Below are 25,250 nucleotides of genomic sequence, written 5' to 3' on the forward strand. Positions count from 1 at the left end.
TGAACCAGTTTTCTATCATGTTTGAAGGAAGAGTAAAACTATAGAAAATCAATTACACAAAACTATTGACAACCCCCATAACTCCTGTTTGACCTGTATCAATCTGAACAATTCTTCTGTCCATTGCTCATGCATAGCTTGAATGGCACTGTCCCTTTTCTTCCATTGTGTTGCCGCTGAAATTTCATCTACACCACTGGCTGTATCCGCCGATGAAACGGAAGTCATCAGGATATTCTTTCCAATGGAATATAGATTTACTAAGATTATAGCCTGTTTATTTTGACTAGAATTAAGATATGAGGATATCCTTGGATCGGTTCCCGAGGATAGGCCAGAATTGAGAATCACCACTACCTTCTCGTCACCACTAAGGGAGTTTAAATCCGAGGTAAAGGTAAATTTATGGGGAAGTTTATTGCTCTTCGCTTGTTTCTTGATATAGCTACTTGCTTCCAGATTTGTACTAGACCTATCAAGATATACTACCGGCACTGATGCTGCAAATACTGCGCATGAAATCATAAGGCACATAAGAAGCATAAAAACTCTTTTCATCACATACCTCTCCCTTAGAATAATTGGAATACAATCGAAGCCCCCATTAAGCCAGTACCCAGACCGGCAATGATTGGATGGGCATCAGATTCGCTAACCAGGCTTGCAACCAGTAGCAGTACTCCTCCAGTAACTCCCATCACAATATGGATATTGTCTTTGGTGAACAAACCTTCTGAAGTTGTAAAGCGGTTCCCATAGTTTAAAGCCCCTACCCCAATATTCAATACTGCTGCAGTGGTGGCTGCTCCGCCAAGAAATCCATGGATATCTTCATCCACACCGAGTACCGGAGGAGAAAACAACCCTGCTGCCAACCCCAACAAAACAGAGCTATACCCTAGGACATCATGGGTAGTGGAAAGCATCTGATAACCATCAGGGCCTTGTATATAATTTTTGAATGCCGTTATATCAAGTAACGGAGTCTTTTCTGTACTCGTTGTGTCGGTTCCTTCTGCAAACAATGCCGAAGGAAAGACAAGTATAAAAATAACCAAGTACACGGGAATTTTCTTGAACATAGGACCTCCTTCAGTTGCAGGTTTGTGGACTATAGGGAAAAACCAAATTCCAAGAACATAACACCGTAGTGTTTCCATTATTAGAACAGGTAATCGATGATGGTCGTAAACCACAACGGATGCAATCGATGAAAAAGTGTCTCAAAAGCGTAACCAAATCAACTTATTGTAAGAGTAATACTATCCCACAGATTGTTGAAAATCAATTTTTATTTACCTAAGATCAATATTTTCGTTTCAAGGAATTCCGTATTCGAATACGGGGTTCCTAGAGAACCATGAATTGAGAACAATCACTTGAATAGTACAGAGCCCCTAAATTGCTGGATTATCGCACCTAGGACTCTTCTTTGCAGCATCTCAGCGTAGCCATTGAATTCTTCAACCGATTGAACTCAGAATCTTGCACATTGATGAAAATACCGATTCGCCCTATTGGGTACTCCCTTTCTATCATACAGGGACCTGAAATGGTCATACCGGTAAAAAGATCGTACCAGTGCCCATCAGGTAGTGCCACCGTACGCGTTCTCTGTCCTTCCTCCAGGATGGGAGCAACCAACAGGGAACTGCCCAATAGATACTGGTCATAGATATCGCTGTATGTGCTGCCAAACTCATAGAACATAGGCCTCATCATTGGCTGCAGTGTTTCCCTGGAAGCTTCTGCTTCCCTGACAAGATACCACCTCAGATCCTTTCTCATCGTGCTGTAGCGTCTGGTAATGGAGAGAACCTCTGCTCCATGCTTCTGGGCCATATGCCAAGGACTTCGATCGTTAATGCGATCTTCGCTCTTCATCACCTCAGAGAACTGTCCTCCTACCGGTTCAGAGTGCCACTGCATCACAGGAACCAGGGAGCCCAATTCATAGCTTCTGAGGTACAGTTCCATGGATGGCATGGAGCCAGCGAACCCACCAATATCAAAGCCCCACCAGAAGATTCCTGAGATTGCTGCACTAAGCCCCGCTTTCAGTACTGCCTGCAGCTCCGACCACGCCGAGAGCTGGTCACCTGCCCAAAAGAGCATGGAACCTTGTGCACCCAGATATCCAGCTCGGCTGAATGTAATACGCTCTGGGCCGATGAACTCCTGATACGCCTCAATGTAGCTCTGAGGGTAGCGATTACGCATCTCCTTCCCAGTTGAGCCATCATGAAAGAGGACATCATCTGCGAGGATGCACTCCCCTCCGTCTGTCTTGAACCCCGAAAGCCCCATATCCATCAGATACTTTCGTTTAGAGAACCACCAATCTCGTGTCGCCGGGTTGGTGAAATCGGGAACCATGGAACCAGCGAACCAGTTTCCTTCAGGAATGGTGTACGGGGTGCCATCTTTGTTCAGCACTGCAAGTCCATGCTCACGAACGTAAGCGAGGTCTTGCTCATGACGTGTATCACGCCTACCTTCTTCCAAGGCTTTGTATACCGGAATCTGCCAGAGCATCAGATGCACGCCTTGAGTATCCATCTCTTCTATGAGTTTCCGGGGATCAGGCCAGAGTCCGGGCCCCTCGCCGAAGGTATAGAATGTCGATTCATCACTCCAGGCTTCCACTACCAACACTGAAATAGGAAACCCATGCAAGCGTGCAGCTTCCAAGGCTTCACGCACATCCTGCTCGCTTCTCCATCGGTTTGCACTCGCCCACTCACCGAACACCCATGCAGGGGGAAGGACTACCCCTCCAAGGTAGGAGAGTAGCTTTTTTAGGGTTTCTTTGGGTGTCCCGGTTGCTATGACAAGGGAATCCTCGGGAGAGAATTCTCCTTGCAAGGTGAGATGAATACCCTCCCCGTCCCCTTGGGACTCGATGGTAAAGACACGGTCACTCTGTACGAGAAAAGCATACTCATCAGAAAGGAACAACGGCTGGGGAAGATAGGTATGGGTACCCTGCTGGGTGAACACTTCCTCCACCTCGTTTCTTCTTGGGTGTGAAAGGAACTCAACACGGTCAAAATGCTCCCCTGCTCCCCAGAGATGTGTCCCCTTGAACTGAAGGCGAATAGTACCCGGTTCCTCAATCGTGACAACATTGGTTGCATTTGCATCCAAAAAGATAGATTTCATCCTTTTACTCCTCCAATTTGGAGACCACTGGCGAAATACCGCTGAGCACCTATGTAGATGACCAGAAGCGGGACTATAGAGATCAGGGAACCTGCCATCAGCAGGTCGTATGCTGTCTTGAACTGCCCAGAGAGGGCATTGAGTATGATGGGAAGCGTATAGTTCTTAGGGCTGGTCATGAGAACCAACGGCAAGAGATAATCATTCCATGCATCCATGGCGATGATAATCGCCAAGGTTGCGAGGGCTGTCTTGCAGAGCGGGAGAAAGATCGTGATAAATGACCTGAATAATGAGGCTCCATCAATGGCAGCTGCATCGAGGTAGGCATCCGGTATGTTCATCATCTGCTGACGCAGCATGAACACGGCAAAGGCCTTGAAGGTATAGGGAAGAATCAAGGCAAACAAGGTATCCACCAGATGCAGGTCGTTCATGATCAAATAAAGCGGTATGAAAAGGACATGGCTGGGAAGCATCATTGATGCGATGAAGAGCATGAACAGAAACCCGCTGCCCTTGAATCGAATCTTTGAGAAGGCGAATGCTGCCATGGAAGAAGAGAAGAGTGCAACCAGCACCGCACCAGAAGTTACCACCAGCGAGTTACCAATGGAGCGAAGCATCCCGGTAAGGGCAAAGAGCTTCTCGTAGGCTTGAATGGTGGGTTCCTTGGGGAACCACTCGATGGGAACGACCAACAAGGCTCCCCCACTTTTCAGCGAGGTGGAGATCATCCAGAGAAAGGGAACGATGGCAAGAATTCCCAGCACAATCGCAAGCAGATGATAGAGGAAGACTTTCATATGAATTCTATACATCATAGTTGACCCACCTTTTCTCACCCCGTTTCTGGATATAGGTAAATGCCATGATGATTACGAAGAGAATCCAGGAGTATGCTGCTGCGTACCCCATCTTCCCGTATCGGAAGGCATACTTGTAGATGCGCTCAACCATGACCATCGTCGCCCCATTCGGCCCAGCATTGCCGTCCTTGGTCATGACCATGACCTGGGGAAAAAGCTGGAAGGCATTGATCATCGAAAGCATTGAGACGTAGAAAAGCACAGATGAGAGCAATGGCAAGGTGATGCGAGCGAACATCTGTGCCTTACTCGCCCCATCAATGCGGGCTGCCTCATAGTACTCTGTGTTGATACTCTTCAAGCCACCGAGGAGGATCATGGCATAGAAGCCCATGTCCTTCCAGATTGAAGCCAGTACAATGGAAGGCATTGCCCAGACCTCGCTCTGCAGCCAGAGCGGTCCTTCAATACCGATGATTGCAAGAAAGTTGTTGATCGGTCCGTATACCGGAGAGAGCAACCATTTCCAGATCAAGGAACCGGCGACCCAGCTGGTGAGTACAGGAAGGTAATACACAACCCGATAGACATTGGCCCCACGATTTGGTGCATTGATGATCAAGGCACAAATCATTGACAGGACCAGCATCAGGGGAAGATACAGTACAACGAAATAGAGATTGTGGGACAAGGCTCTCCAGAACTCACTATCAGCGAGGATTGCCTTGGTGTTCTCCAATCCTACAAAATGCTCTGCAACAAACTTCAGAAACCCATCAGTCAGGCGTATTCTGGACATACCTGACCAGTTGGTTACACTCAACAACAGAGAGATGATGATCGGAAGAATGGCAAAAAGAAGGGCACCAAGCAGGCTCGGAAGTAGATAGGGAAGAGCAACTCGGATTCCCCTTCTGCCCTGGATACTCATAAGACCTCCAGAGGCATGGCCTAAAAGGCCATGCCACATAGTTTTCAATTACAAAGAAATCTTGGCTTCAAGTTCCTTCTGACATGCATCAAGGGCAGCTTTTGCACTCTGCTTACCAGAGAGAATCTGGCCCAGATAACTTTCGATAATTGCCTGCATCTCAGCCTGCTGGATGCTTACCGGAGGAGTTACCAGGTAATCGAGAGAGGCAAAGACCGCTTCCCTGTTCTCAGGAGGAGTAATGGAGAGATAGCTGTCAATGATCTCAGGATAGGTTACCGGGGGAAGTTCCCAAGATGCTTCAACCCTAAGTTTTGCGGCTTCCTTGCTTCCTGCAAGGAACACTGCCAGTTTTGCAGCCTCTGCAGGGTGCTTGCTGGTTTCACTCACTACATATGAATTAGAGAAGAAGTGTGTTGCCTTCTGCACGTTACCGGGCTCAATGGCGATATCCCATTCGAATGGGCAATTGGCGGTGAAATCCCCAAATGCCCAGATGCCGGTCACAAGCATGCCAAGTCGACCGCTCTTAAAGAGGTCCCAGTCGCCCATGCCTGCCATGTCGGCATCAGTGGGCATGATCTTTGAATCATTCTGCCAACCGGCCATGATGGAGACTGCCTCAATATTCTGAGGAAGATTAACAGTGAAGGCAGTTCTCTCAGCATTCATCAAGGAGCCTCCATTCTGTGCTGCACCCTTGTAGAATTCATGGAATGTCAAAGGTCTATAGAAACCCCAGATATTCTTCCCGAGGGACATGATCTTCTTGGATGCAACTTCCACATCCTTCCAGGTCCAATCAGAGGTGGGGTATGCAAGGTTTGCCTGGTCAAAGAGAGCCTTGTTGTAGAACAACACCACATTGCTGAAGGAGTTCGGCACGCCGTATTGCACGCCCTGGTAGTTGAATGCATCGAGGGCGGTCTTATTGAAACCGCTGGTGTCCCCAAGCAAACTCGTTACATCTGCCAGAGCACCTTCGCTCGCATAGGCAACAAAATTCTCATAGTTGAGCTCGAATACATCAGCTGCATTGCCCCCAACCACCTTGCTTTGGAGCTGGGTGAAATAATCATCGTAACCGATGGTCTGTAATTCGACCTTGATTGTTGGATTCTGCTTCTCGAACTCTGCAATCATTCCTCTGAGGGCTTCTCCTGAGAGTGTCGCTTCAGAACCGGAAAATTGCTCCAGTTTCAATGTAACAGTGCCCTGAGCAGCCTCTTTTGTTCCTGCTGAAAAAGCAGGGAGCAATACGAGAACCAGAACAAGGGCGAGTGAGAGAACGTTTCTCGTTGTTTTCATTACAACAAACCTCCTGGTACAGACATGTTCATTTCTTGTCTGTACAAACCACTTCGAACTCACTACAATTGGATTTGCAGTGATACACCTGTATGACTCAATCCGATGATCCGAAGCCCCGCACGGCTTCGGATTATCAATTCAACACCAATTTCCGTACCGATTCCCGCTCCACCAGGGAGACAGGCAGTACAATATTGGAACCATGTTCCTTCTCTTCAATCGCATCAATGACCAGCTGGGCAGCTATTCGAGCCTTTTCATCCACGTCCTGACGTATAGTGGTCAAAGCCGGCTCCATGTTGCTTGCCAGGAAGCCGTCGTCAAACCCGACAACCGAGATATCCTCTGGGACCTTCAGGCCTCCCTTCTTCAACCCCTTGATCAAGCCGAAGGCCAGAATATCAGCAGTAACAAACACAGCGCTCGGTCTCTCGGGGGAGCCTGCCAATTGTAAGCCAAGCTCCAGTCCATATTCATAGGAGATCGTACCGGAGTACACATACCTCCCGTCCTTGGGTAAGCCATGGTTTGCCAGTGCCTTCTCATAGCCTTTCAGACGCTCTGTGTTTACGCCTTCCTTGGTCAGATAGCCGGTAGCCAGGCCGATGGTTCTATGACCCATTCCTATCAGGTACTCGGTTGCCAGAAATCCGCCGTTCTCGTCGTCAATGGTGACCGAGCTGAGCTCCTTGTCCATGCCGTAGGAGTCAACCAAAACGGTGGGGATCCCAATCTGTTTCAGGTCCTTGATGTCCGACTCAATCTCAACACCTACGATGACAATCCCATCAAGGCTGCGCTTGCGGGCCACATCCAGATAACTTTCATCCACATCAGTCCCGCTGATCAGTATGTTGTAGCCCTTCTTCCTTGCCTCATATTCAAAGTTCGAGAGGAAGCTACCATAGAAGGAGTTGGAGAACATCAGCTTTGTTTCCTTCTCTGTCTGTGGTATCAAGAGGCCAAGCAAGTATGAGTGTCTTGATGCCAATGCTCTGGCTCCAAGGTTGGGCACATAGCCCAACCGCTTGATGGCCTCTTCCACTTTCTTGATGGTCTGGGGGGCAATAACTTGGTCTGAACGTTTGTTTATGATGTAGGAGACCGTAGCCGTCGAAACCCCGGCTTCCTTTGCGATGTCCTTCATGTTGATCCGTTTCGTTGCCATTCATTGCCTCACTTATGCGTTTAAGTTAAGTATTGAACTCATTTCATCATTTGTCAATGAAATCTTTTCCAAGCGACTACCTTTTGTATCGCAAACCACCCGATATCGCTCTCCTTTGTAGGTAACCTTGCTCTCAATCTGCTGCCAGGAAGGAGGTAAGGAAGGAGAGGCAGAAACACTGCCAGAGAAGCTTAGTCCCATTACCCCAAAGAGTACTGCCTGGAGCAGGGCGCCCATCGCCCCGATGTGCAGCCCCTCTCCACTCGTGTTCTCCATCAGCTCCTCAAGGTCGAGGAACATGGCCTGCCTGAGATACTGCTCTCCTACCTCTTGTAAGCCAAGCTTGTAGGCGATGAGGGCATGCATGCCCCAACTCAGGGTGGAGTCATGGCTCGTAATAGGCTCATAGAGTGACCAGGCGTTCCGTGCTTCCTCCACGCTGAAGTATTCGGGTAGCAAGAGGTAGAGCAGCAAGACATCAGGCTGCTTGACCACCTTGTACCGTTGGAGGCGGTCGAAGCAGATCGTATGGTAGAGAGCCTTCCCACTCGTCTTATGGGCTTTCAAATCGAAGGGTTCCTGCAAGGGAAACAAGTCGTCCTCCAGGTAGGTCCCCTCTTCATCACTGTAGGGGATGACTGCCTTGCTGATGATTGCCTCAAACTCAGCTCTTTCCTCCGAAGAAAGCACAAGTTCCCCTCTCTTTGTAGCTGCAAGGGCCAGCTTGATCGTATTCAATGCCATACAGGTGGTATAGGTGTTGTTCTTCGTCACCCCACCATATTCGTTGGGACCTTTTACAAAGAGCATCTCATACCGGTCGCTCTGAGCGATGTAGGTACATCTCGAGGCCCAGAACCGTGCTGTCTCTAGGTAGATTTCAACAAGGTTCTTCTTTTCAAATGCATGGTCACCAGTGGCCTGTACATACTGGTCCATCGCCCACACGATATCGGCGGTAACATGGACTTCACATTTTCCGGTGTCCCACGATTCACACTGCTCTGAGCCATCGAGGGCACTCATCCAAGGATACCGTGCTCCCTTCAGGTTTAAGGAAGCAGCATATTCCTTGGCTTGTGGGAAAGTCCCTATGCGGTAGGAAAGGATGTTCTTTGCTATGGTGGGGTTGGTGTAGAGGTAGTAAGGAAGGATGAAGATTTCAGTGTCCCAGAAGTAACACCCTTTGTAGCGGCTATGAGTGAGTCCCCTAGCCCCAATGGAGAGGCCTTCTTCCGGTTCATTCTGTTTCAGGTTGAAGAGAGCCCAGCGAATGGCGCACTGGTCTTCCACGGGTCCAGAGAGAATGATGTCATGTTCCTTCCAGAACAAGGAGAGAGCTTCTTCTGATTCACTGCGTAGCTTGTCAAAGTCGTACCATTCTAGGCTGTTTCCTTCCAGGCTGACAACTGCTTCCAGGAAGAAGGTAGAGCCCGCTGAGAGTTCTGTTTCATAGCGTTTCTGACTGCCGCATTCGTTTCCAGGAACAGAGGATCCAAAGCGCTTGGCGTAGGTAAAGGTAAGCGTGTCATGGATGGTGTTTCCTTTCATGGTCAAGACTCCATCCTCCCAAGAGAAGTGGCACTCCTTCAGCAAACCAAGGCTCTCTTCATTCTCTACAGTCTGGTCATCGTTGATGGGGAGGTTCATGACCGAATCGTCGATTGCATCAACAACAAACAAGGAAAGCTGTTTCTTTACCTTCATAAAGAAGCGGTGACCTGTCAGGTCCTTTTCTTTAAAAGAGACCACTCGTGAGTATGTACAGGAAAACTGATCGGTTTCCCAGGTACGTGTCATCAGTCCCCGTTTCATATCCAGTATTTGCTTGCTTCCAATATTGGAGAGTGGTACTGAATCAATGAAGACATCGAGTCGTAAGGGGTCGGGCAGGTTGACCATGTCGGTGATGCCGTTCTTGATGTACTCAAACCCTCCGGCCTTGTAGGCTCCATGGTTCTCGCTTGTGTAGGTATCGCCGGGCAATACTGCTCTCAGGCCGAATCTTCCGTTGCCTTGGTAGAAGATACTTTGGCAGAAGCGCTCATTCTGCTCATTTATGTCTGTTTCGATCTGCCAAGGCAGGTAGGTATTATGCTTTCCAATTTCCACGTGCTTTCATCTCCCCGATGAGGACATACGAAAGGTATCCGGCACAGGTTGCAAAGGCCTCACCTGTTGTTGCATACCCGGTATGCTCATCAATGCTTTCACAGGCGATGCCATGGTCCATTGGTGCATACAGGAGCTTCTGGATAGCAGCTTCTGTATGCAGGACCCTGACTTCATTCGCCAGACTCAATATCCAGGGATGAGGTGCATGCGGACACCCAATCGCAGCAAAGTTGGTTCCTGCAAATGAGTACTCATAGGCAGGGTCAGTGATGGTAGAGACCGTGTTCAGGTACACTTCATCTGAGAAGGAGGTAATACCGAAGAGAGGAAGGAGCAAGAGACTGCCAGGTGGCTCGTCATAGATGTCGTAATTACCATTCCCGTCGGTAGACCAGACGTACTGTCTCTTGCCTTGGTGGTCTTTGACCAAGTACATCTCAATCGCCCGCTTCACAGCTTCCTTTCTTTCCGTCCAATGGGAAGCTTTGCCGTTCCAATTCCAAGAGGCAAGGATGGAGAACACTGCATGGACCAGGGCATTGTTGTAGGTAAGCAGGGGATAGACGTGCATGTCATCAGTTGGTTGGAGGAAGGTCTTGTAGAGTCCTGTTTCAGTCTCAACTGCTTCAAGTTTACCAATGATGCGATTGGTGAGGGATTTGATATCACTATCATCCAGTATTGGCTCAGATGTCTTCTGGTAATAGGCGTCGATGGCTAGGATGGGGGCACAGAGTTCATCGAGCTCGAATCCTGGTTCAAGAATGGTTCCGTCGATGTACCTGCTGTGGATACCAACGTTCCGTTTCTGCCTGGTGGAGACATAGGATAGCATCTCCCGTGCGAGTGCCTGGTCAACTTCCAGGATTGCAGGGAAGGACCAGAGCAGGGAGTCCCGGTCCCAATAGGCTGCGCTTACGTAGTAGCGCGGGCTTCTGCTGGTCACCAGGACGAGTTCCTCGGTGTCGATGGTTCTCCCGGTTGCATAGTGGATGGCGAAGAGTAGGTTTCTGAAGAGCGTTTTGTCCATCTGTGTATTGCCGGTTGGTGTAATGATGGAGTCCAGATACCAGATTTGCTCCTGGTAGAGGGCCTCTACTCCTTGCCGGGAAAATTCCCGTGCACTGGTGACCGCTGATACTTCCTCATACCCTACTCCCCAGTAGATGGCAAACTGTGCATCTCCTAAAGCTGGTACTTCCAAGGGTGTTTCCATGGTGAAGGAGATAGATGAACCATCGCTATAGGTCCAATTACTACTGGTAGAGGTAATCGGGGCAAGCGCGAGGACCGGGAATCCAGAGCGGATGTCAAAGCAGGGGCAGTCAGACCAGCTGGTTGCATATGCGTGCATGCTTCCTTCAAAGGGTTTGCTTTCATTGACGGTATGAAGGACTTCGGCGATAGAGCCTGTTAGGGAAATCCTTGCATCAAGAGACTGCTCTGTTTTGTTCTGTACAGTAATTACCTGCACGAAGCCTTTCTGGTCTTTCGGAGAAAGTAGCTGATAGGTAGCGCTATAAGAAGGGGTTTCAGATGAGAAGGTTGGGATCCAATAACGGTCCTGCGTAAAGGATGAGAATTCTGAAGCAGTTCCGTTAACAGAGAGTTCAAGGTGGAGGAAGGGTTTCTCCCCTCCCCGAAATTCTATCATGCCACGATGAGCCATGGAGAGGACGTTGATGCTGAGTACGTCACTGTTCTCTTCTATTTCAGGGATTGCTATGTATTCATTACCGGTATAGATCATTGGGAACCTCTACTTATGCGTTTAAGTAATTATTAGAATGGAAGAGAGGTTCTGTCAAGGGAAAAGAGATAATATTCAGAAATGCTATAGGCGTAGATTTACACCTGACAGTATTCATACAGCAAGCCTGAGACAAAAATAAAGGGCCCGACTTATCGGAACCCTTCTCGTGCAGTCCGAAAACATACACGTCAATTGCAGATACAGAATACAAAAACGAAGATATATTCAACTTTTAGCCACATTATGGATTGAATCAACTATATGGGAATTTGTTCAAACCCATAATGAATTGTCTTGATGTCATACACTTTTGTATTCCTGCATTCACTCAAAGCTGCATCAAAGAGAGTTAGGTTGTAACCATGCTGACTCATCGTACTATTGAATTGAATACCATCACTACCTAAGCTCTTAATAAAATCACTGATGTACTGAGTTGGTAGATAATCAAGTTGACTATCGTGACGTCTTAAAGGCTTTGCAATTTCTTTCGCAATTCTTTTCAAGGCATCTAAATTAATTGCATGTATTGTAAAATCAATATCTGTCATTGAGTTTGCAACAAACGGACTTATCTTATCGATCTGTGCAAGATCAATAACTTCAATATCCCTTTTAAGTATAAATTCTCCTACTGTGACGTAGTCATGCACACCTGCACGGATTTCATATAACGTGGTATCCGTCTTATCCGATAAATACAGCCTGCTGATTCCTCTAGAATTAACGCGACCAGCCGATGCCTTATCGGCTGGAGGAGGTCCCATTTCTTCGGGCGTTAAGCCAGATTTCTTTGGGCAGAATCTGGCCCTATAGAAAGTTTCCCCTCTACGATGTGTTACTTTCACGCAAGAGAGAAAGAGCTTGAGAATCTCTTTATTAATGTAGTCTGTATGAAATCGATTGTTTTCCTTGATCTCTTTGACAAACTCGTCCCATCCATATGTTTTCAAAAGCGAGTTCCTCATAAGATATTGCTTATCGCTACTCTCTAGAATTCCTACATGTCCCATAAATAACGCAGGCTCTTCTTGGTATCGTTCTTTGCAGATATTCTCTAGTAGCTGCTGAACCACATCACGAGACACAGAAAAAATACTCCAATCATCTACAAGAAAATCTCTCAATAGCTTAACATCATTCTTAGGAATTGCTGTTGGGAACACACTGACTGGAGTATAGACATCTAGTAATCCATCAAATAATTGTGTGATAGTCGGATCCTCGGATAGATCATACACAAAAGTGTTGGAACCACCACAAAAGTCACAATCTCCTTTTGTCTGCTTGCTCTCTATGATTGAGCGGATTTCGATGTCCGAAAAACAATCTATGCAACACTTCATCTAATGTTCCCTATCTAAAAATGAACCCATCAACTCCAAATGGTGCATTATCGACAATTTCTTAAGACTCCCTAATCCAGGATATGTTTGATGCTCATGATGCTCCAGTAGTGTTCTAAGACCTAATGTTCGTGGTACTTGTGGATTAGAAGCACACCATGTCTCAAGTTTGGACAATGCCTCATAAAATTTCATTGCTGGATTTTTGATCCCATCATTGGAATCAGATACAAAGTGCCTGATTCTGAGGCTTTCGTCAGATGCAAAATATACAATATGAATTGCAACAGCACGAGGTGCAAACCCCTTCTCAAAATAATCCTTTCCAATTACTGAATAATCAGAAAACCCTTGATATCCTTCCTCTTGATAATATAAATGATCAGTAGAGAATGGCTTATCTTCATCTTCCGAATAGTCTGCCGATCTTTTTCGTCGTTCAAATCTATCTTCGCACAGTACCCTATTCTGTCTGATACTTCGCTTAAACGCAGTCTCATCAGGAATCAGAGCGAATTGTGGCATTCTCTCATCAAATAAACTGTGAAACATATCTAAATAATCATAGTCATCGATGAAAGCTAATAGTTTTCCTGAAGAGATACCTTGCTGCTCCAATTTTTCAAGAACCTCAGGAGCATTCTCTTGAACAAGAATACCGGGGATTATATTTGCATTCTGGTAGTATACATTGAGCTCTTTCTTTAATAAGTTCGTTCTACTACCCTCAGCTGGCTTTTCATATTCATCCTGAAACGATCCTACTATAGGGTTCTGAATGATAGCAATCTGATGGTCTTTTTCTATGCATATTGAAATTGCTTTTGTCAAAGTACTTGTCAGTTTAACTGGTTCTATGACAGGAAAAATTTTCTTACTTAGTAAGCCCTCCGCAACTAATTCACGGATTGCCAATAGCTCAAATTGCTTACCCCGCAGGATTGGGAAATACATACTGTCTACCCCCTGAATTGTTGAGAGAGATATTCGCATAGTAGCAACCTCTCCTTGGTAGAGATATTTGCAAAGTATGCAAGTGATTTAAGGGAATCGGGAATCTCAGAAATATCGTCTTTCTCTACCCTATTTCGTTTCTTCAGCTCGTTAAGGACCCTCACATACGCTTCATCGAGAGGAATCTCAGCAAACCTCGCATAGCTCGCATCATAGTAAAACACGGGAGTAGCTGAAGGAAGTTCTCCGTAGTACGCAAAGAGAATACTCTCATATTCCTTCTTTCGTAACAACGAAAACAGAGAACGATGATTAACACTCGAAGCATCTCTTATCGGGTCTTTCTTGATTTTGTTACTCAATCTGTTCTGCTTATTCAGAACATATATGCCTACAGGAGTATCAGCCAGTTCGGATTTGAGCTTTGAAAATCCAGATTCCGATGTTACAACACACACATGGTCAAACGCTTTGTAATAGTCTTCAAGCTGTCCTCTCAGTCGATTGAATGTATCCAATTCTGTTTTAATCTCATACACAACAGCTTTACCGTTAATCAAGACAAAGTCTGCAATTGAATTTCCTATGGGTACCTGGGTCAATGCTGTTGTGGTGTGTATGCTATGCTTTCCCAAAAGCAATTTCATAAGCAGTGTGTTCTGATAAAAATATTCATTTCTGTAGGTTTGAGACATGAACTGATACATTTGAGATAGTATCTCACCATAGCTCAGAGCTTCTGGGGAAGGTATGTATTGTTGGGCAACTTGAGTAAGTGCAGGAGGGGTTCTATGGTTTAGTAAGTCTTTGAACATATTCTGGGTGAAGAGCTTATTGATGATTGCATTATTTGTAGTCAATCGATGCCCTCCCTTGTTCATTCCTCATAGTCAATTGTTGCATAATGGGCGGTGAATTTCAATCAATATCATGTCAATAGACTCAGAAATGTCACCTTCTGTACAATAATCATTTTACATCATACATTATATTCTTGATACTTGCACCCTCCATTCAGGGGAGTAACTGGGTGGAATCTGGTATCTTTGCTAGGAAAAAGAACGTATTGCGGAATTATTTACTGATACGCATCCATTGAACTCAATTGAAAGAAGGGAGAAAGGCTCTATTTCTCTTTCTACCCTCGCAATAAATAATACAGAGCGTTGCATCTCTATCCGGCTCTTTACGCTCATACAGCCTATTTGGCCTTCTCCTCCAGGTCTTGTGCACTCGCAGTCCTTCTCAATATGGTCCCTGTTCCTGACCAATGACCTTTTCACAGCTAAGCCTAAAGAACCATGGAACCCAGCATGAACTGTTCTTCCTAGGGAATACGGTTCCACATGTACCCCTTGAACCGATCCTTCACCAGAAAGGTCGCCACTTCCCCCTAATACGTAGTTTTATACGTATAACTAATACTATATATTATAGGTTGAATATATCCTACTATATGATTATTATTGAAGTGTAGAATTTTGGAGGTATTCAAGATGTTGGTAGATTTGAAAAACCTGGTATCCATCACTGAGGCTAATCGGAATTTCTCGAAAATCGCTCGGGCTGTCGATGAGAATGGATCCGTGGTGATATTAAAAAACAACGCCCCAAAGTATGTGATCATTTCCTACGATCAGATTGCTGCTGATGAACAAGTATCAGATGAACAGTTGCTTGCTATCTCAAGAAAGTCATTCAAGCGTCACGAGGCAGCTTATAAAGAACTCGCAAAATGATCCGCTTATCTATGGAACAAAGTTTGGTTTGATGCTCATGCAGCAAGATGAAAATGAGTCTGCCGATTTTGTCATCCATCGCCCCGGCATCGGATACAACCATCGATTCGCTTTTGTACGACAGCACTCCGGTGCTTGTTGATGCCTAAGACAAGGATTTACTTGGGGACTACTGTACACCTGACGAAAAGGGCATCCTGTTTGAAAATGCGATGCAGACGCAAACGTTAACAAGGCGCAACATTGAAAAACATCCGTTAAGCCGTTATCCTATACCCAGTGATTGATTATCAAGAAAAACTAAGTCGAAGAGGTTGTATTGTATGGTGAAAGCAACATACCCAGTATCCCCTGCTGTGGTTGATTGGGTAATCAGCCAGCTAGGGACACATACAACTCCTGTCGATTCTCTGCCACTCCTGAAGGAATGGCAAGCAGGAGTTAAAACTCCTACGTTAAGTGAAATTGAAACTGTAAGCAAGAAGACTCACATACCTCTCGGTTATTTCTTCCTACAAACCCCACCAAAAGAAGAAATCAAACTTATGGAATTCAGAACTATTGCAAGCACCAGTTCTGAGAATCCAAGCAGGGACTTGATCGATACAATCGAGGACATGGAACAGATTGTCGATTGGACCCGGGACTATCTGATCGCTGACGGCTCTGGAGTCAATCCAATCGTCGGCAAACTCAAGCATGAAACCAATGTTGGAGTCATTGCCAATTATATCCGGCAAGTCCTTGGGTTATCCACCAACTGGTTCGAGACAAAAGAACCCTCTTTCAACTATCTCAGAGATAGAATGAGTGAGGCTGGAATCATTGTGATGATGAATGGTGTCGTTAGAAACAATACCCACAGACCGCTCAACATCGATGAATTCCGTGCCTTTGCCATCGCTGATACGTTCGCACCATTGATTTTTATCAATGCGACTGACTCCAAGAGTGGAAGGTTGTTCTCTTTACTTCACGAGTTCGTTCATATCTGCCTTGGTGTAGACGACCTATTCAATGATAGGCACAGCACAGTAAAAGGCGTCAGCAAACTTGAGATTCTCTGCAATGCGGTAGCAGCGGAAATTCTTGTTCCAACCAATCTATTTTACAGCACATGGGAGAGCTTCATCTCTCGATCTAGTTCTACGGAGGAGACCATCCATAAAGTTTCCCATTTTTTCAAGTGTGGGAATATCGTCGTTGCACGTAAGGCATTGGATACAGGAAAGATTAGTCATGTAACCTACGACAACATTGTTCAGAATGCCTTAAAGCACTACATTGAAAATAGAAAGAGTAAAGATTCTGGGGGGAATTTTTACAATACGAAGGGAAGTCGCATAGATAAACGTTTCTTAACATTTGTCGTGGATAGTGTTTCTCGGGGAACAACCCTCTACAGCGAGGCATTCAGACTTACAGATACAAACAGGCATACATTTCCGAAACTAGTAGAAAGGATGAATGATTAATGCCTGACGGAACCATCTACCTGATTGACACCAATTCCTTAGTCACACCAAAAGCAACTTACTATCCGTTGGATCTTGCCCCAACCTTTTGGGCTTCGATGGCTGAGAAGATCCAAGATGGTTTAATAGCAATCCTAGACCTTGTAAAGAAAGAAATCCTCAAGCCAAAAGAAAAGGATGACTTAGCCCTTTGGATTACTGAACTAAACATCGGACAATATGTCGACCATAGACAACAAGAGATAGTCAACACCTACGCTAACGTTCTCCAATCCATCCAAGACGATCCATGTTATTCGGAAAAAGCGCTTCGTGCTTGGGCTGATCAATCAGTTGCTGACCCTTGGTTGATTGCAACAGCGGCAGTGTATGGCTACACCATTGTCACATTTGAAACATATGTACATATCAACAAGGGTAATCCAAGTGGAACTCCCAAAATACCAAACATCGCAGAGAAATTCCATGTGAGAACAACCGATTTATTCCATATGATCAGGGACTTGGGTATCAGATTATAGAAATTGTTCAGTAGCATCGGCAACGACAGGAGAAATTACTGGAGAATCCCAAGGCAGGCAATGTGCTAAGAGTCAGCGGAGGAAAGGAACGAAATCGCAAAGGTGATTACAATCTTGGGAAAGAGTCTGAAAAGCAGGAGTTAAGAAATGAGTGTATATAAAAGCATCATGCAAGGCCTGGATGATGCTGTTAAATATCAGGAAGGGAAAATCGATGCTAGTAAGACAAAAATCGCCGTCAAGCCGGTCGAGTCTTTCACCAATGAGGACATCAAACAAATCCGAAAGCGAGTAGGCTTAAGCCAGGTCGTCTTTGCCTCTTCCCTTGGGGTATCCAAGAAAACAGTTGAAGCTTGGGAACGTGGTAGAAACACTCCTGCAGGTCCCTCCCGTAGACTCCTACAGTTAATCAGAGACAACCCTGAAATCATTGAGCAAATTATCGGTATCAGGAAGAATTGTCACATTTTCCACAAAACCCGGCATTTTAAGCCACTGGAAGCATGATTTGGCGATTTGAGGTACCGGGTAGAACTTCCACAAAATCCACATTTGCAGAAATCAGGATCATTCTAGATTCTTCGATCAGAAAGTGTCTGCCCCCATGTTGGTTGAAAGGGAGCTACGCAAAAGACGGCTCAAGCATGGGTTGCCAGCGGCTGGATGACCACTGGCCTTCTATGTACAAAAATCAAGAAATTCAGATTCCTTAGGTTTAGATAAAAGTTAATCTTGGCAGATTTGGCTTATTTACTCTTACTTTGGTTGCGACTGACTCATATTGGTTGTTTCTTCCTAACTCCTAATGGTTAAATGCTCCCGACCCTAACACCAAATACGTAGAAATATTTAACATCACATAATGGAAACGGTAAGTTGTTTTCACCTTCCCACGGTATGATGTGTCACCTTTTTGGGGGGCAGATCAGAGGGGTTCTATGGTCTAGTAAGTCTTTGAACATATTCTGGGTGAAGAGCTTATTGATGATTGCATTATTTATAGTCAATCGTTGCCCTCCCTTATTGTACCCTCAATACTATTGTTGAATAATCTGGAATACTTGAATTCGAAAAACGCATAACTAATTGAAATCACGGGGGACATCGCAACCCTCCAGGATGTTCTTCACAATCTCTCCGACAGAGAGAGCAGGATTGACTGTATAATACTCATATCCACAATGGCGCTGTAAAGGAAACCCGTTCTCCCTGTTTCTTTCCATGATTCTTTCAGCCCTATCAACAGCAACCCATACGTCAGCCAGAGTCAGTTTCCCCAACAATCTCTTAAAATTATCTTCCTTCTTGTACTCTTTCATACTTGGAAACTGTTCATTAAAAGCTCTATTAATCGGCTCAAGGTATTGATGCCGATAGTTCAATGCCCTATTACAATCTGCTTTGTGTAGTATCATCCAAAGATCAAAGGCAAAATTACTATAACCCAACTTGTAGGTTATGGCTTTCCCAATATATTGAGCCTTTTTCATTCGCTCCAAAGTTGTTGAAAATTGCTGCACATGCACAAGTTCCTCGCTTTCCCGATCGAAAATATGAGAAACTATGGTCTTGCCTAAAACACTCATGCCCTTCGCCCGGGAGAGTGGATCTTTTTCTATCTTGCAATCAAATGATGCTTTGAACGTTGCTCTTTCCGATGCATTAATACTACGGCTCAACCACTGAAGATACCACAACTCCGTCTCACCTTCGACCGAGAAGAAGAATTGTTTTGAGAGTCTCATCCTCACCTACTCCTTATTGTTATCGTTCATCAAGGTTCGGATGATTGGTGCTAGATCAATACTCTTGATTGCCCCATAGCGGTCCACGAAATAGTTTTTCATATAGTCCTCACTCAAGCGAACACCCTTTGCACCTGCAGTACCAAAGTCAGACAAGGAATAATGTGTACTGCAATGAGTCTCATCATCACGATCCACGAACTTGATCTCGTCCCTTCTGAACAGATTTGAATTCAGGAAAATAGGATTGTGTGTATCGAACACCAACTGGGCATTGTGTGTGTTCAACTCATCATTATGGAACAGTGTGATGATATTCATCAAAGCCATCGGATGGATGGAAGCATCAAACTCATCGACAACCAAGATACCACCTTCCCTCAAGGTCCTGAGAACAAGTGGGAACAGGTTGATGAAACGGATAGTCCCGTATGATTCAAACAATTCCACAGGGATAGCAGCATGTTTGGAATTCCTGTTGAAGATTGAGCAAAGCTGAGCTTCTTCATGTTCTCCATCCAAGACATATCCCAAGGCATTGGAATTTACCCCAAACAATGCAGCTGCTTCATTCAATGTCTTTTCGATGAAGACCGACCGTTTCTTAGGTTCGGAAAACTTCCGAACCAACTGCATCGAATCAGAGCGGTAGATGACAACGAAGCTCTTATCCAGCCACTGGGTAATCGCTGAAGGGAGCTTTGCACTGAACATAGTCTTGAAACCATTGGCAAGGAATAACTCCTCATCATGGAGGCTACTCTCAGCCAAGGCTGCCGCACCCTTCGCATTCTGAATATACGCAGAAACCAAGTACGGTTCTACAACAGTCATGTCCCCAATTTCCAATGTTGCAGCCTCGCGGACAAAGAGGGTGGTATTGTTCACACGAAGAGTCTCTTTGAGAACTTTCCTCTCATGGTCTCGATCCAGGAATCGTCCAAGATCAAGGGACATTGCATACTCAAAGAGAAGCCCCCCATCAGTGAATGCGATGGACAGATCTACTGGCTCAACAGTATTTAGTGTATTGTTCGGAATCAGCTCAAGTGCGCTGGAGGCAGCATTGGGAGAATCTTTCACCTCAACATTTCGAATATTTCCGCGAAGCACGATATGCTTGAAGGTTTCCATTGCTCCGATGATGTTGGTCTTGCCTGAGGCGTTGGGACCGTAAATAACCGCCGAACTTAAACCTTTATAGACATTCCTCCCGATTTTCTCAGAAAGGATACTGTAATCCAGACCCTTCTGTTTCGGGGCGACCTTCATGGAGAACACACATTCATCCTTGAAGGATTTGTAGTTCTTCATCTTAAATTCCAACAACATAGTGAAACCTCCATTTTGCAATATTTCTGCAAAATCATGTACTATATATACCACTTTAAGCATCTATAGTCAAATCTTATAGATCTATTTTGCAGTTATTAGACAAAAGTTAAAACAACCTAGTGAGCTCAGTATATGATACCAAGAACTATATCCGGATACTACATCGATTGGGCTTATGTTAGGCGAGGCAGCAGTACTACTTGGATGTGTGATAGTCATTCCTAGCTCCAATACCCTGGGAGAGAATCCCCGAAGCATAGGACTTCCTTGTCTTGTTCGTGGCATCCTGTTTCCAAGACAAAAGAAGGGATACTCCCTCCTTCGGTTGATCAGGGACAACCCTGAGGTTTTCGAACAATACAAAACCAAAGGTTGATTGGAGTGGAATCGTAAGCATTCCCCCTCCGGTTCATTTGGATGAACAGAGGTGAATATAGAACGAGATTGTCTCAATCCTGCCAAGAAGAGTCCCCCCTCACGACTACTAATAGTAAGAAAAACAAACAGACCTTACTAACCTTTGTAAGTGTTAATTAGGTTTATTAGGGAATTTACGAGTTTTGTATTATTATTTCTATACAAAATGTACCGATTTATATTTTCATATTGACTTTTTGGATAGGTCGTGACATCTTATATGTATTACTTGAAAGAAATGGAGGTGAGTCTATGAAATCAGCTTCTGTGAGAATTACTAACGTTACGATTCACAATCTAAAGAATGTGATGAACGGTTCATTGTCATTTGAAAATGGAAGGAAGAACTACAGAGCTAGCATTTTGGGCCTCTATGGACAGAATGGTTCAGGCAAGACTGCCTTGATAGATTCGTTGGAGCTTCTCAAGCATGCCCTCTGCGGGGGTACAATCCCCAAGAAATTTACTGACTATATCAATGTTGAATCAGAGGTTGCTACGCTTTGTTATGAGTTCGAAATAATGACACGAGAAGGTATCACCACAGTGTCATACCAATTTAGCATAAAATCGGTCTCGGATACTTCTGAGACAAATGTTGATTCTATCCAACCTTCTGAAATAGGAAAACGAGTTTGCATTTTCAATGAACTTATTAAGTGCCCAATTCTAAGTGACAAAAAAATAAGAATGGGCAAACTCATTGATACAGATACAACAGAGTTGTTCATTCCTCTTCCAAAGAAGCAGCTACTCATTGGTGATACCAAGAAAACCAGCACTGATCTCCTTATTGCCAAGAAGCTTGCAAGTTCTCAATCCCGCTCCTTTGTGTTTTCAAGGGAGTTCCTGAATGCTGTCAGAAGCAATGTGAAATATTCTGTAAATCCTGACAAGGAGCTTGTTTACTATGCAAGCATCATAGAAAGCTTGGTAAACTTCGGGAACCATGAGCTCTTTATCATCAATACGACCAATTCCGGTCATATTAGTCTGAATGCACAACCATTGGTTTTTAAATTGTCAGAAGGGGGCGTGGGAGCAATTAGTTCGATGATGATCCCTCTCAATGAGCCTGCAGTAATCCCACAAAAGGCAAAGGACGTTGTCACAAAGGTTATCAGTAATATGAATGTGGTTCTCAAGAGGATAGTTCCAGGACTAACCATAAGTATCAAGGACCTAGGAACCCAGGTACTTGATAACGGCGAGACGGGAAGCCGCGTTCAGCTCATATCACACAAGAACAACAAGGAGATACCGCTCTGCTATGAATCTGAGGGAATCAAGAAAATTGTCTCAATTCTCCAACTCCTCATCGTTGTCTATAATCAACCGTCTATCACATTGGCAATAGACGAACTTGATTCAGGAGTCTTCGAGTATCTTCTGGGAGAACTTCTCAGAATCATTTCAGAAAAGGGCAAGGGTCAGTTGATCTTCACCTCTCACAACCTTCGTCCACTTGAAACGTTGGACCGTGGGTTCATTGCGTTCACGACAACGAATCCTCAAAACCGTTTTGTCCGCCTAATAAACGTCAAAGAGAACAACAATCTCCGGGACTTTTACTACAGAGACATTATGCTTGGAGAGCAGAGTGAAGAGCTCTATGAACAAACGAACAACTCAGAAATAGCGCTTTCATTCAGGGAGGCTGGAGAGTACAGTGGCTCGTAGGAAAATAGTATTTGTAATTGTAGAGGGACCTTCAGACGATGAAGCACTCGGTGTTCTTCTGAACCAGATTTATGACAAGAATACTGTGTATATCCATATCACTCATGGCGATGTCACTACCAAGAAAGGTGCGAACTCTTCGACGATTCTTGTAAGACTTGGTGAAATTGTCAAAACGTATATGCATTCGTACCACCTCAATAAGTTGCATTTCCAAGAGATCATCCATATTGTGGATATGGATGGAGCTTATATCCCTGATGAAGCGATTGTAAAGGATGAAACTGCAAGTAAGCCCAGTTACTTATTGACAGAGATACACACTGCTAATGTTCAGGGAATCATCAATCGTAATGCGATTAAGCGCAGTTGGATTAATAGATTTCCTCAACACCAAGACTTTGCGATATTCCGTATCAGGCGTATTACATGTCTTGTAATCTGGATCATGTGCTGCATGGAAAGCTCAACTCCACTGATGAAGAAAAAGAAATCGATTCATTGTGCTTTGCAAGGAAGTATCGTTCAGATATCCCAGCTTTTATAGAATTCATATGTGCGTCTGACTTCTCGGTTGGAGGCAACTACCTGGAATCCTGGGCATTCATAAAGGAAGAAAAGCATTCTCTCGAGCGTCATACAAACTTGGGAATCTGCATCGAACGGGCTCGTGAAGGGAAAAATGAAAGGTATCAATACCCCAGGGCAAGCCCTGGACTCAGGAGGCGTTGCCCCCTTTTCCGCCCCAAGGGACGGGGTATCTCACCTTGCTTTCCCGGCACTCGCTCCAGAGAGGAACCATCATGCTGATTCCTTTCCTCTCGCTCCGTTGGGGAATGAACCAAACAACACAAGTAATAATGGGTCCTGACCACAAAAAAATAGACTATGAGATGTTGTACTTTTCATCTTTCTCTCGTTTATATCACTTGGGTAAATTTTACTCCTTTTGTACATAGAAGATTTCCATGTACACACATTCTGTCACACCTTTTTCCGATGAAGAATATATCTTGGCTATTCCCCTTCCCGTCCATTACCTCAGCAATTACCTTGCCTGCCTGATTGCCCCATAGGAACCAGCTAATCCAACTCTGCTAAAAGAACTCGTATAGAGGAATGAGAGCCTTGGTACTGTGGTGCAAGGTATACAGAAGACAGAGAAATGATGACATCTCTCCTCCATTTCACCACCTGTATTGTTTATTTACCCTTATATTTATCACTCATAATGCATTTTTTACCCTTATTTTTATCAACTTATATGATATACTGGGAGCATGAAGAGAAAAGAAGAAACATATCTATTGGAATGGTATAGGAATCCCTATCGTAAACCCCTCATAATCCGGGGTGCGCGACAAGTGGGAAAATCAACATTGGTCAGGATGTTCTGCAAGAAGAACAACCTCCAATTAGTTGAAATCAACTTTGAGCAAAACCAAACATTGCAGACCCTCTTCGCATCCAATGATCCAATCAAGATTATCCAATCCTTGGAAATCCTGCAGAACGTAAAGATTGACGCAGAAAAGTCAGTACTCTTTCTCGATGAGATTCAAGCCAATCCTGCTGCAATCCTTTCCTTGCGATACTTCTTCGAGAAGGTTCCCGGGCTTGCTGTTATTGCAGCAGGATCTCTCCTTGAATTTGCACTGGAACAGTATAAGCTATCCATGCCTGTAGGGAGAATTGAATACTTCTTCATGGGACCCATGCATTTCGAGGAGTTCTTGGAGGCGGTGGGAGCCGACCAGCTCCTTGCATACCTACAATCCTATTCATTGGGAGATGAAATTCCTCAAGCCATTCATGAGAAGGCTTTGGAGTACCTTCGGACCTACTACCTATTGGGAGGAATGCCAGAGGTAATAAGCGTATACAGGGAAACAAAATCATTACTGCAAGCTGATAAAATCAAATACTCCATCCTCAACACCTATCGTGATGACTTTGCTAAATATCAGACACGGATAGACATTTCAAAACTACAGGAAGTGTTTGACAAACTGGGAAGCACTGTTGGGAAGAAAATCAAATATGTTGAGCTACTCCCTCAGGACCGAAGCACTGTCACTGACAGGATTCTGACCTTCTTCGAGTATGCAAGAATTTTATATAGAACCTATCATTCGAGTGCAAACAATCTCCCCTTGAAGACAGAGATCAACCAGAAGTATTCCAAAGGCATCCTGTTGGATATCGGCCTCTATCTGACACTGCAAGGATTATCAATCGCAGATATTGTCCAAGACAAGGGTCTGTTTTTCTCATGCCAGGGAGCCCTGGCAGAGCAGTTCATCGGTCAACACCTGCTCTACAGCCAGCCTACCTACATGAACCCCGAGCTCTATTATTGGAACCGGGAGAAAGCCCAGTCCAATGCAGAAGTTGATTTTCTCATTCAGCAGGGTAATACCATTCTGCCCATCGAAGTAAAATCCGGGAAAACAGGAACCTTGAAATCCTTGCATGTGTTCATGGAAACTAAACAACGTTCCCTGGCGTTGCGATTTTCCACAAACACCCCGGTAGTGGAGACTGTGAAATCTACTCTACCAAAGTCCGACTACTGTTATACCTTGGTTACGCTACCACTCTACCTGGTAGGACAGACCAGACGCTTAATGAAAGGTATCAATACCTCAGGGCAAGCCATGGACTCAGGAGGCGTTGCCTCCTTTTCCGCCCCAAGGGACGGGGTATCTCACCTTGCTTTCCCGGCACTCGCTCCAGAGAGGAACCATCATGCTGATTCCTTTCCTCTCGCTCCGTTGGGGAATGAAAAC

The 25,250-nt window shown here is 45.0% G+C and carries 23 protein-coding genes; 8 read left to right on the plus strand and 15 right to left on the minus strand.

The features are described from left to right. Positions 1–48 precede the first annotated feature (48 nt). From DYP60_RS13305 to DYP60_RS13360, 12 genes are all read right to left on the minus strand, one after another. Entirely contained in the window at positions 49–558 is a 510-nt protein-coding gene (locus DYP60_RS13305; RefSeq protein ID WP_117331511.1) for a hypothetical protein, read from the minus strand. Between the two features lie 14 nt (positions 559–572). Next, a complete protein-coding gene (locus DYP60_RS13310) occupies positions 573–1,082 on the minus strand; it encodes a hypothetical protein (RefSeq protein ID WP_117331512.1) in 510 nt (169 codons plus the stop codon). A 337-nt stretch (positions 1,083–1,419) separates the two neighbouring features. Further along, positions 1,420–3,162 (minus strand): TIM-barrel domain-containing protein, encoded by a 1,743-nt coding sequence (locus tag DYP60_RS13315; RefSeq protein ID WP_117331513.1) that lies wholly within the window; start codon positions 3,160–3,162, stop codon positions 1,420–1,422. Continuing rightward, complete coding sequence (locus tag DYP60_RS13320; protein WP_117331514.1) at positions 3,159–3,986, minus strand: carbohydrate ABC transporter permease; 828 nt, start codon at positions 3,984–3,986, stop codon at positions 3,159–3,161. The genes DYP60_RS13315 and DYP60_RS13320 overlap by 4 nt, the downstream gene beginning before the upstream one ends. Beyond that, positions 3,976–4,902, minus strand: a complete 927-nt coding sequence (locus DYP60_RS13325) for a carbohydrate ABC transporter permease (protein WP_117331515.1) — start codon at positions 4,900–4,902, stop codon at positions 3,976–3,978. The genes DYP60_RS13320 and DYP60_RS13325 overlap by 11 nt, the downstream gene beginning before the upstream one ends. A gap of 48 nt (positions 4,903–4,950) precedes the next feature. Continuing rightward, positions 4,951–6,210 carry an ABC transporter substrate-binding protein gene (locus tag DYP60_RS13330; RefSeq protein ID WP_117331516.1) on the minus strand — a complete coding sequence of 420 codons (1,260 nt, stop codon included), beginning with the start codon at positions 6,208–6,210 and terminating at the stop codon, positions 4,951–4,953. Positions 6,211–6,346: 136 nt separating this feature from the next. Further along, positions 6,347–7,381 carry a LacI family DNA-binding transcriptional regulator gene (locus DYP60_RS13335; RefSeq protein ID WP_117331517.1) on the minus strand — a complete coding sequence of 345 codons (1,035 nt, stop codon included), beginning with the start codon at positions 7,379–7,381 and terminating at the stop codon, positions 6,347–6,349. Positions 7,382–7,393: 12 nt separating this feature from the next. Continuing rightward, positions 7,394–9,493 (minus strand): glycoside hydrolase family 65 protein, encoded by a 2,100-nt coding sequence (locus DYP60_RS13340; RefSeq protein WP_117331518.1) that lies wholly within the window; start codon positions 9,491–9,493, stop codon positions 7,394–7,396. Beyond that, positions 9,474–11,246: a glycoside hydrolase family 125 protein gene (locus DYP60_RS13345; RefSeq protein ID WP_117331519.1), complete on the minus strand. Its 1,773-nt coding sequence runs from the start codon at positions 11,244–11,246 to the stop codon at positions 9,474–9,476. The genes DYP60_RS13340 and DYP60_RS13345 overlap by 20 nt, the downstream gene beginning before the upstream one ends. A gap of 260 nt (positions 11,247–11,506) precedes the next feature. After that, on the minus strand, positions 11,507–12,595 hold the full coding sequence (locus DYP60_RS13350) for an RES family NAD+ phosphorylase (RefSeq protein WP_117331520.1): 1,089 nt from the start codon (positions 12,593–12,595) through the stop codon (positions 11,507–11,509). Then, positions 12,596–13,549, minus strand: coding sequence for a sce7725 family protein (locus DYP60_RS13355; protein WP_117331530.1), 954 nt, complete (start codon positions 13,547–13,549; stop codon positions 12,596–12,598). A gap of 5 nt (positions 13,550–13,554) precedes the next feature. Next, positions 13,555–14,430 (minus strand): sce7726 family protein, encoded by an 876-nt coding sequence (locus DYP60_RS13360; RefSeq protein ID WP_117331521.1) that lies wholly within the window; start codon positions 14,428–14,430, stop codon positions 13,555–13,557. A gap of 615 nt (positions 14,431–15,045) precedes the next feature. Between DYP60_RS13360 and DYP60_RS13365 the strand changes: the two genes are divergently transcribed. From DYP60_RS13365 to DYP60_RS13380, 4 genes are all read left to right on the plus strand, one after another. After that, positions 15,046–15,288, plus strand: coding sequence for a type II toxin-antitoxin system prevent-host-death family antitoxin (locus tag DYP60_RS13365; RefSeq protein WP_117331522.1), 243 nt, complete (start codon positions 15,046–15,048; stop codon positions 15,286–15,288). Between the two features lie 323 nt (positions 15,289–15,611). Continuing rightward, entirely contained in the window at positions 15,612–16,763 is a 1,152-nt protein-coding gene (locus DYP60_RS13370) for an ImmA/IrrE family metallo-endopeptidase (RefSeq protein ID WP_117331523.1), read from the plus strand. After that, entirely contained in the window at positions 16,763–17,284 is a 522-nt protein-coding gene (locus tag DYP60_RS13375; RefSeq protein WP_117331524.1) for a DUF4411 family protein, read from the plus strand. The genes DYP60_RS13370 and DYP60_RS13375 overlap by 1 nt, the downstream gene beginning before the upstream one ends. Positions 17,285–17,431: 147 nt before the next feature. Then, a complete protein-coding gene (locus DYP60_RS13380) occupies positions 17,432–17,791 on the plus strand; it encodes a helix-turn-helix domain-containing protein (protein WP_117331525.1) in 360 nt (119 codons plus the stop codon). Positions 17,792–18,366: 575 nt separating this feature from the next. On the opposite strand, the gene DYP60_RS13385 is transcribed toward DYP60_RS13380, so the two are convergent. The 3 genes from DYP60_RS13385 to DYP60_RS13395 form a co-directional block, all read right to left on the minus strand. Next, positions 18,367–19,029 carry an RloB domain-containing protein gene (locus tag DYP60_RS13385; protein ID WP_117331526.1) on the minus strand — a complete coding sequence of 221 codons (663 nt, stop codon included), beginning with the start codon at positions 19,027–19,029 and terminating at the stop codon, positions 18,367–18,369. A 6-nt stretch (positions 19,030–19,035) separates the two neighbouring features. Further along, positions 19,036–20,361 carry an AAA family ATPase gene (locus DYP60_RS13390; protein WP_117331527.1) on the minus strand — a complete coding sequence of 442 codons (1,326 nt, stop codon included), beginning with the start codon at positions 20,359–20,361 and terminating at the stop codon, positions 19,036–19,038. A gap of 199 nt (positions 20,362–20,560) precedes the next feature. Further along, entirely contained in the window at positions 20,561–20,761 is a 201-nt protein-coding gene (locus tag DYP60_RS13395) for a hypothetical protein (RefSeq protein ID WP_117331528.1), read from the minus strand. A gap of 272 nt (positions 20,762–21,033) precedes the next feature. On the opposite strand from DYP60_RS13395, the gene DYP60_RS13400 reads away from it, so the two are divergent. The 4 genes from DYP60_RS13400 to DYP60_RS13410 all read left to right on the plus strand — a co-directional run. Further along, a complete protein-coding gene (locus DYP60_RS13400) occupies positions 21,034–22,461 on the plus strand; it encodes an AAA family ATPase (protein WP_117331529.1) in 1,428 nt (475 codons plus the stop codon). Beyond that, the gene (locus tag DYP60_RS13405; RefSeq protein WP_202384443.1) at positions 22,451–23,008 is read left to right on the plus strand and encodes a hypothetical protein; all 558 of its coding nucleotides are present in this window, start codon (positions 22,451–22,453) and stop codon (positions 23,006–23,008) included. Before DYP60_RS13400 ends, DYP60_RS13405 begins: the two co-directional genes overlap by 11 nt. Positions 23,009–23,143: 135 nt before the next feature. Continuing rightward, on the plus strand, positions 23,144–23,332 hold the full coding sequence (locus DYP60_RS14370) for a hypothetical protein (protein WP_165849594.1): 189 nt from the start codon (positions 23,144–23,146) through the stop codon (positions 23,330–23,332). Between the two features lie 409 nt (positions 23,333–23,741). Next, the coding region (locus tag DYP60_RS13410) for an ATP-binding protein (protein WP_133299354.1) at positions 23,742–25,250 on the plus strand (1,509 nt) is incomplete at its 3' end.

Origin of the sequence: Sphaerochaeta halotolerans (assembly GCF_003429665.1) — a bacterium.
GTDB lineage: Bacteria > Spirochaetota > Spirochaetia > Sphaerochaetales > Sphaerochaetaceae > Sphaerochaeta > Sphaerochaeta halotolerans.

Bases quoted from the DNA above. Each gene is read 5' to 3' on its own strand.
- DYP60_RS13305 (WP_117331511.1), bottom strand. From the start codon at position 558: ATGAAAAGAGTTTTTATGCTTCTTATGTGCCTTATGATTTCATGCGCA.
- DYP60_RS13310 (WP_117331512.1), bottom strand. From the start codon at position 1,082: ATGTTCAAGAAAATTCCCGTGTACTTGGTTATTTTTATACTTGTCTTT.
- DYP60_RS13315 (WP_117331513.1), bottom strand. From the start codon at position 3,162: ATGAAATCTATCTTTTTGGATGCAAATGCAACCAATGTTGTCACGATT.
- DYP60_RS13320 (WP_117331514.1), bottom strand. From the start codon at position 3,986: ATGATGTATAGAATTCATATGAAAGTCTTCCTCTATCATCTGCTTGCG.
- DYP60_RS13325 (WP_117331515.1), bottom strand. From the start codon at position 4,902: ATGAGTATCCAGGGCAGAAGGGGAATCCGAGTTGCTCTTCCCTATCTA.
- DYP60_RS13330 (WP_117331516.1), bottom strand. From the start codon at position 6,210: ATGAAAACAACGAGAAACGTTCTCTCACTCGCCCTTGTTCTGGTTCTC.
- DYP60_RS13335 (WP_117331517.1), bottom strand. From the start codon at position 7,381: ATGGCAACGAAACGGATCAACATGAAGGACATCGCAAAGGAAGCCGGG.
- DYP60_RS13345 (WP_117331519.1), bottom strand. From the start codon at position 11,246: ATGATCTATACCGGTAATGAATACATAGCAATCCCTGAAATAGAAGAG.
- DYP60_RS13350 (WP_117331520.1), bottom strand. From the start codon at position 12,595: ATGAAGTGTTGCATAGATTGTTTTTCGGACATCGAAATCCGCTCAATC.
- DYP60_RS13355 (WP_117331530.1), bottom strand. From the start codon at position 13,549: ATGTATTTCCCAATCCTGCGGGGTAAGCAATTTGAGCTATTGGCAATC.
- DYP60_RS13360 (WP_117331521.1), bottom strand. From the start codon at position 14,430: ATGAACAAGGGAGGGCATCGATTGACTACAAATAATGCAATCATCAAT.
- DYP60_RS13365 (WP_117331522.1), top strand. From the start codon at position 15,046: ATGTTGGTAGATTTGAAAAACCTGGTATCCATCACTGAGGCTAATCGG.
- DYP60_RS13370 (WP_117331523.1), top strand. From the start codon at position 15,612: ATGGTGAAAGCAACATACCCAGTATCCCCTGCTGTGGTTGATTGGGTA.
- DYP60_RS13375 (WP_117331524.1), top strand. From the start codon at position 16,763: ATGCCTGACGGAACCATCTACCTGATTGACACCAATTCCTTAGTCACA.
- DYP60_RS13380 (WP_117331525.1), top strand. From the start codon at position 17,432: ATGAGTGTATATAAAAGCATCATGCAAGGCCTGGATGATGCTGTTAAA.
- DYP60_RS13385 (WP_117331526.1), bottom strand. From the start codon at position 19,029: ATGAGACTCTCAAAACAATTCTTCTTCTCGGTCGAAGGTGAGACGGAG.
- DYP60_RS13390 (WP_117331527.1), bottom strand. From the start codon at position 20,361: ATGTTGTTGGAATTTAAGATGAAGAACTACAAATCCTTCAAGGATGAA.
- DYP60_RS13395 (WP_117331528.1), bottom strand. From the start codon at position 20,761: ATGCTTACGATTCCACTCCAATCAACCTTTGGTTTTGTATTGTTCGAA.
- DYP60_RS13400 (WP_117331529.1), top strand. From the start codon at position 21,034: ATGAAATCAGCTTCTGTGAGAATTACTAACGTTACGATTCACAATCTA.
- DYP60_RS14370 (WP_165849594.1), top strand. From the start codon at position 23,144: ATGAAAGGTATCAATACCCCAGGGCAAGCCCTGGACTCAGGAGGCGTT.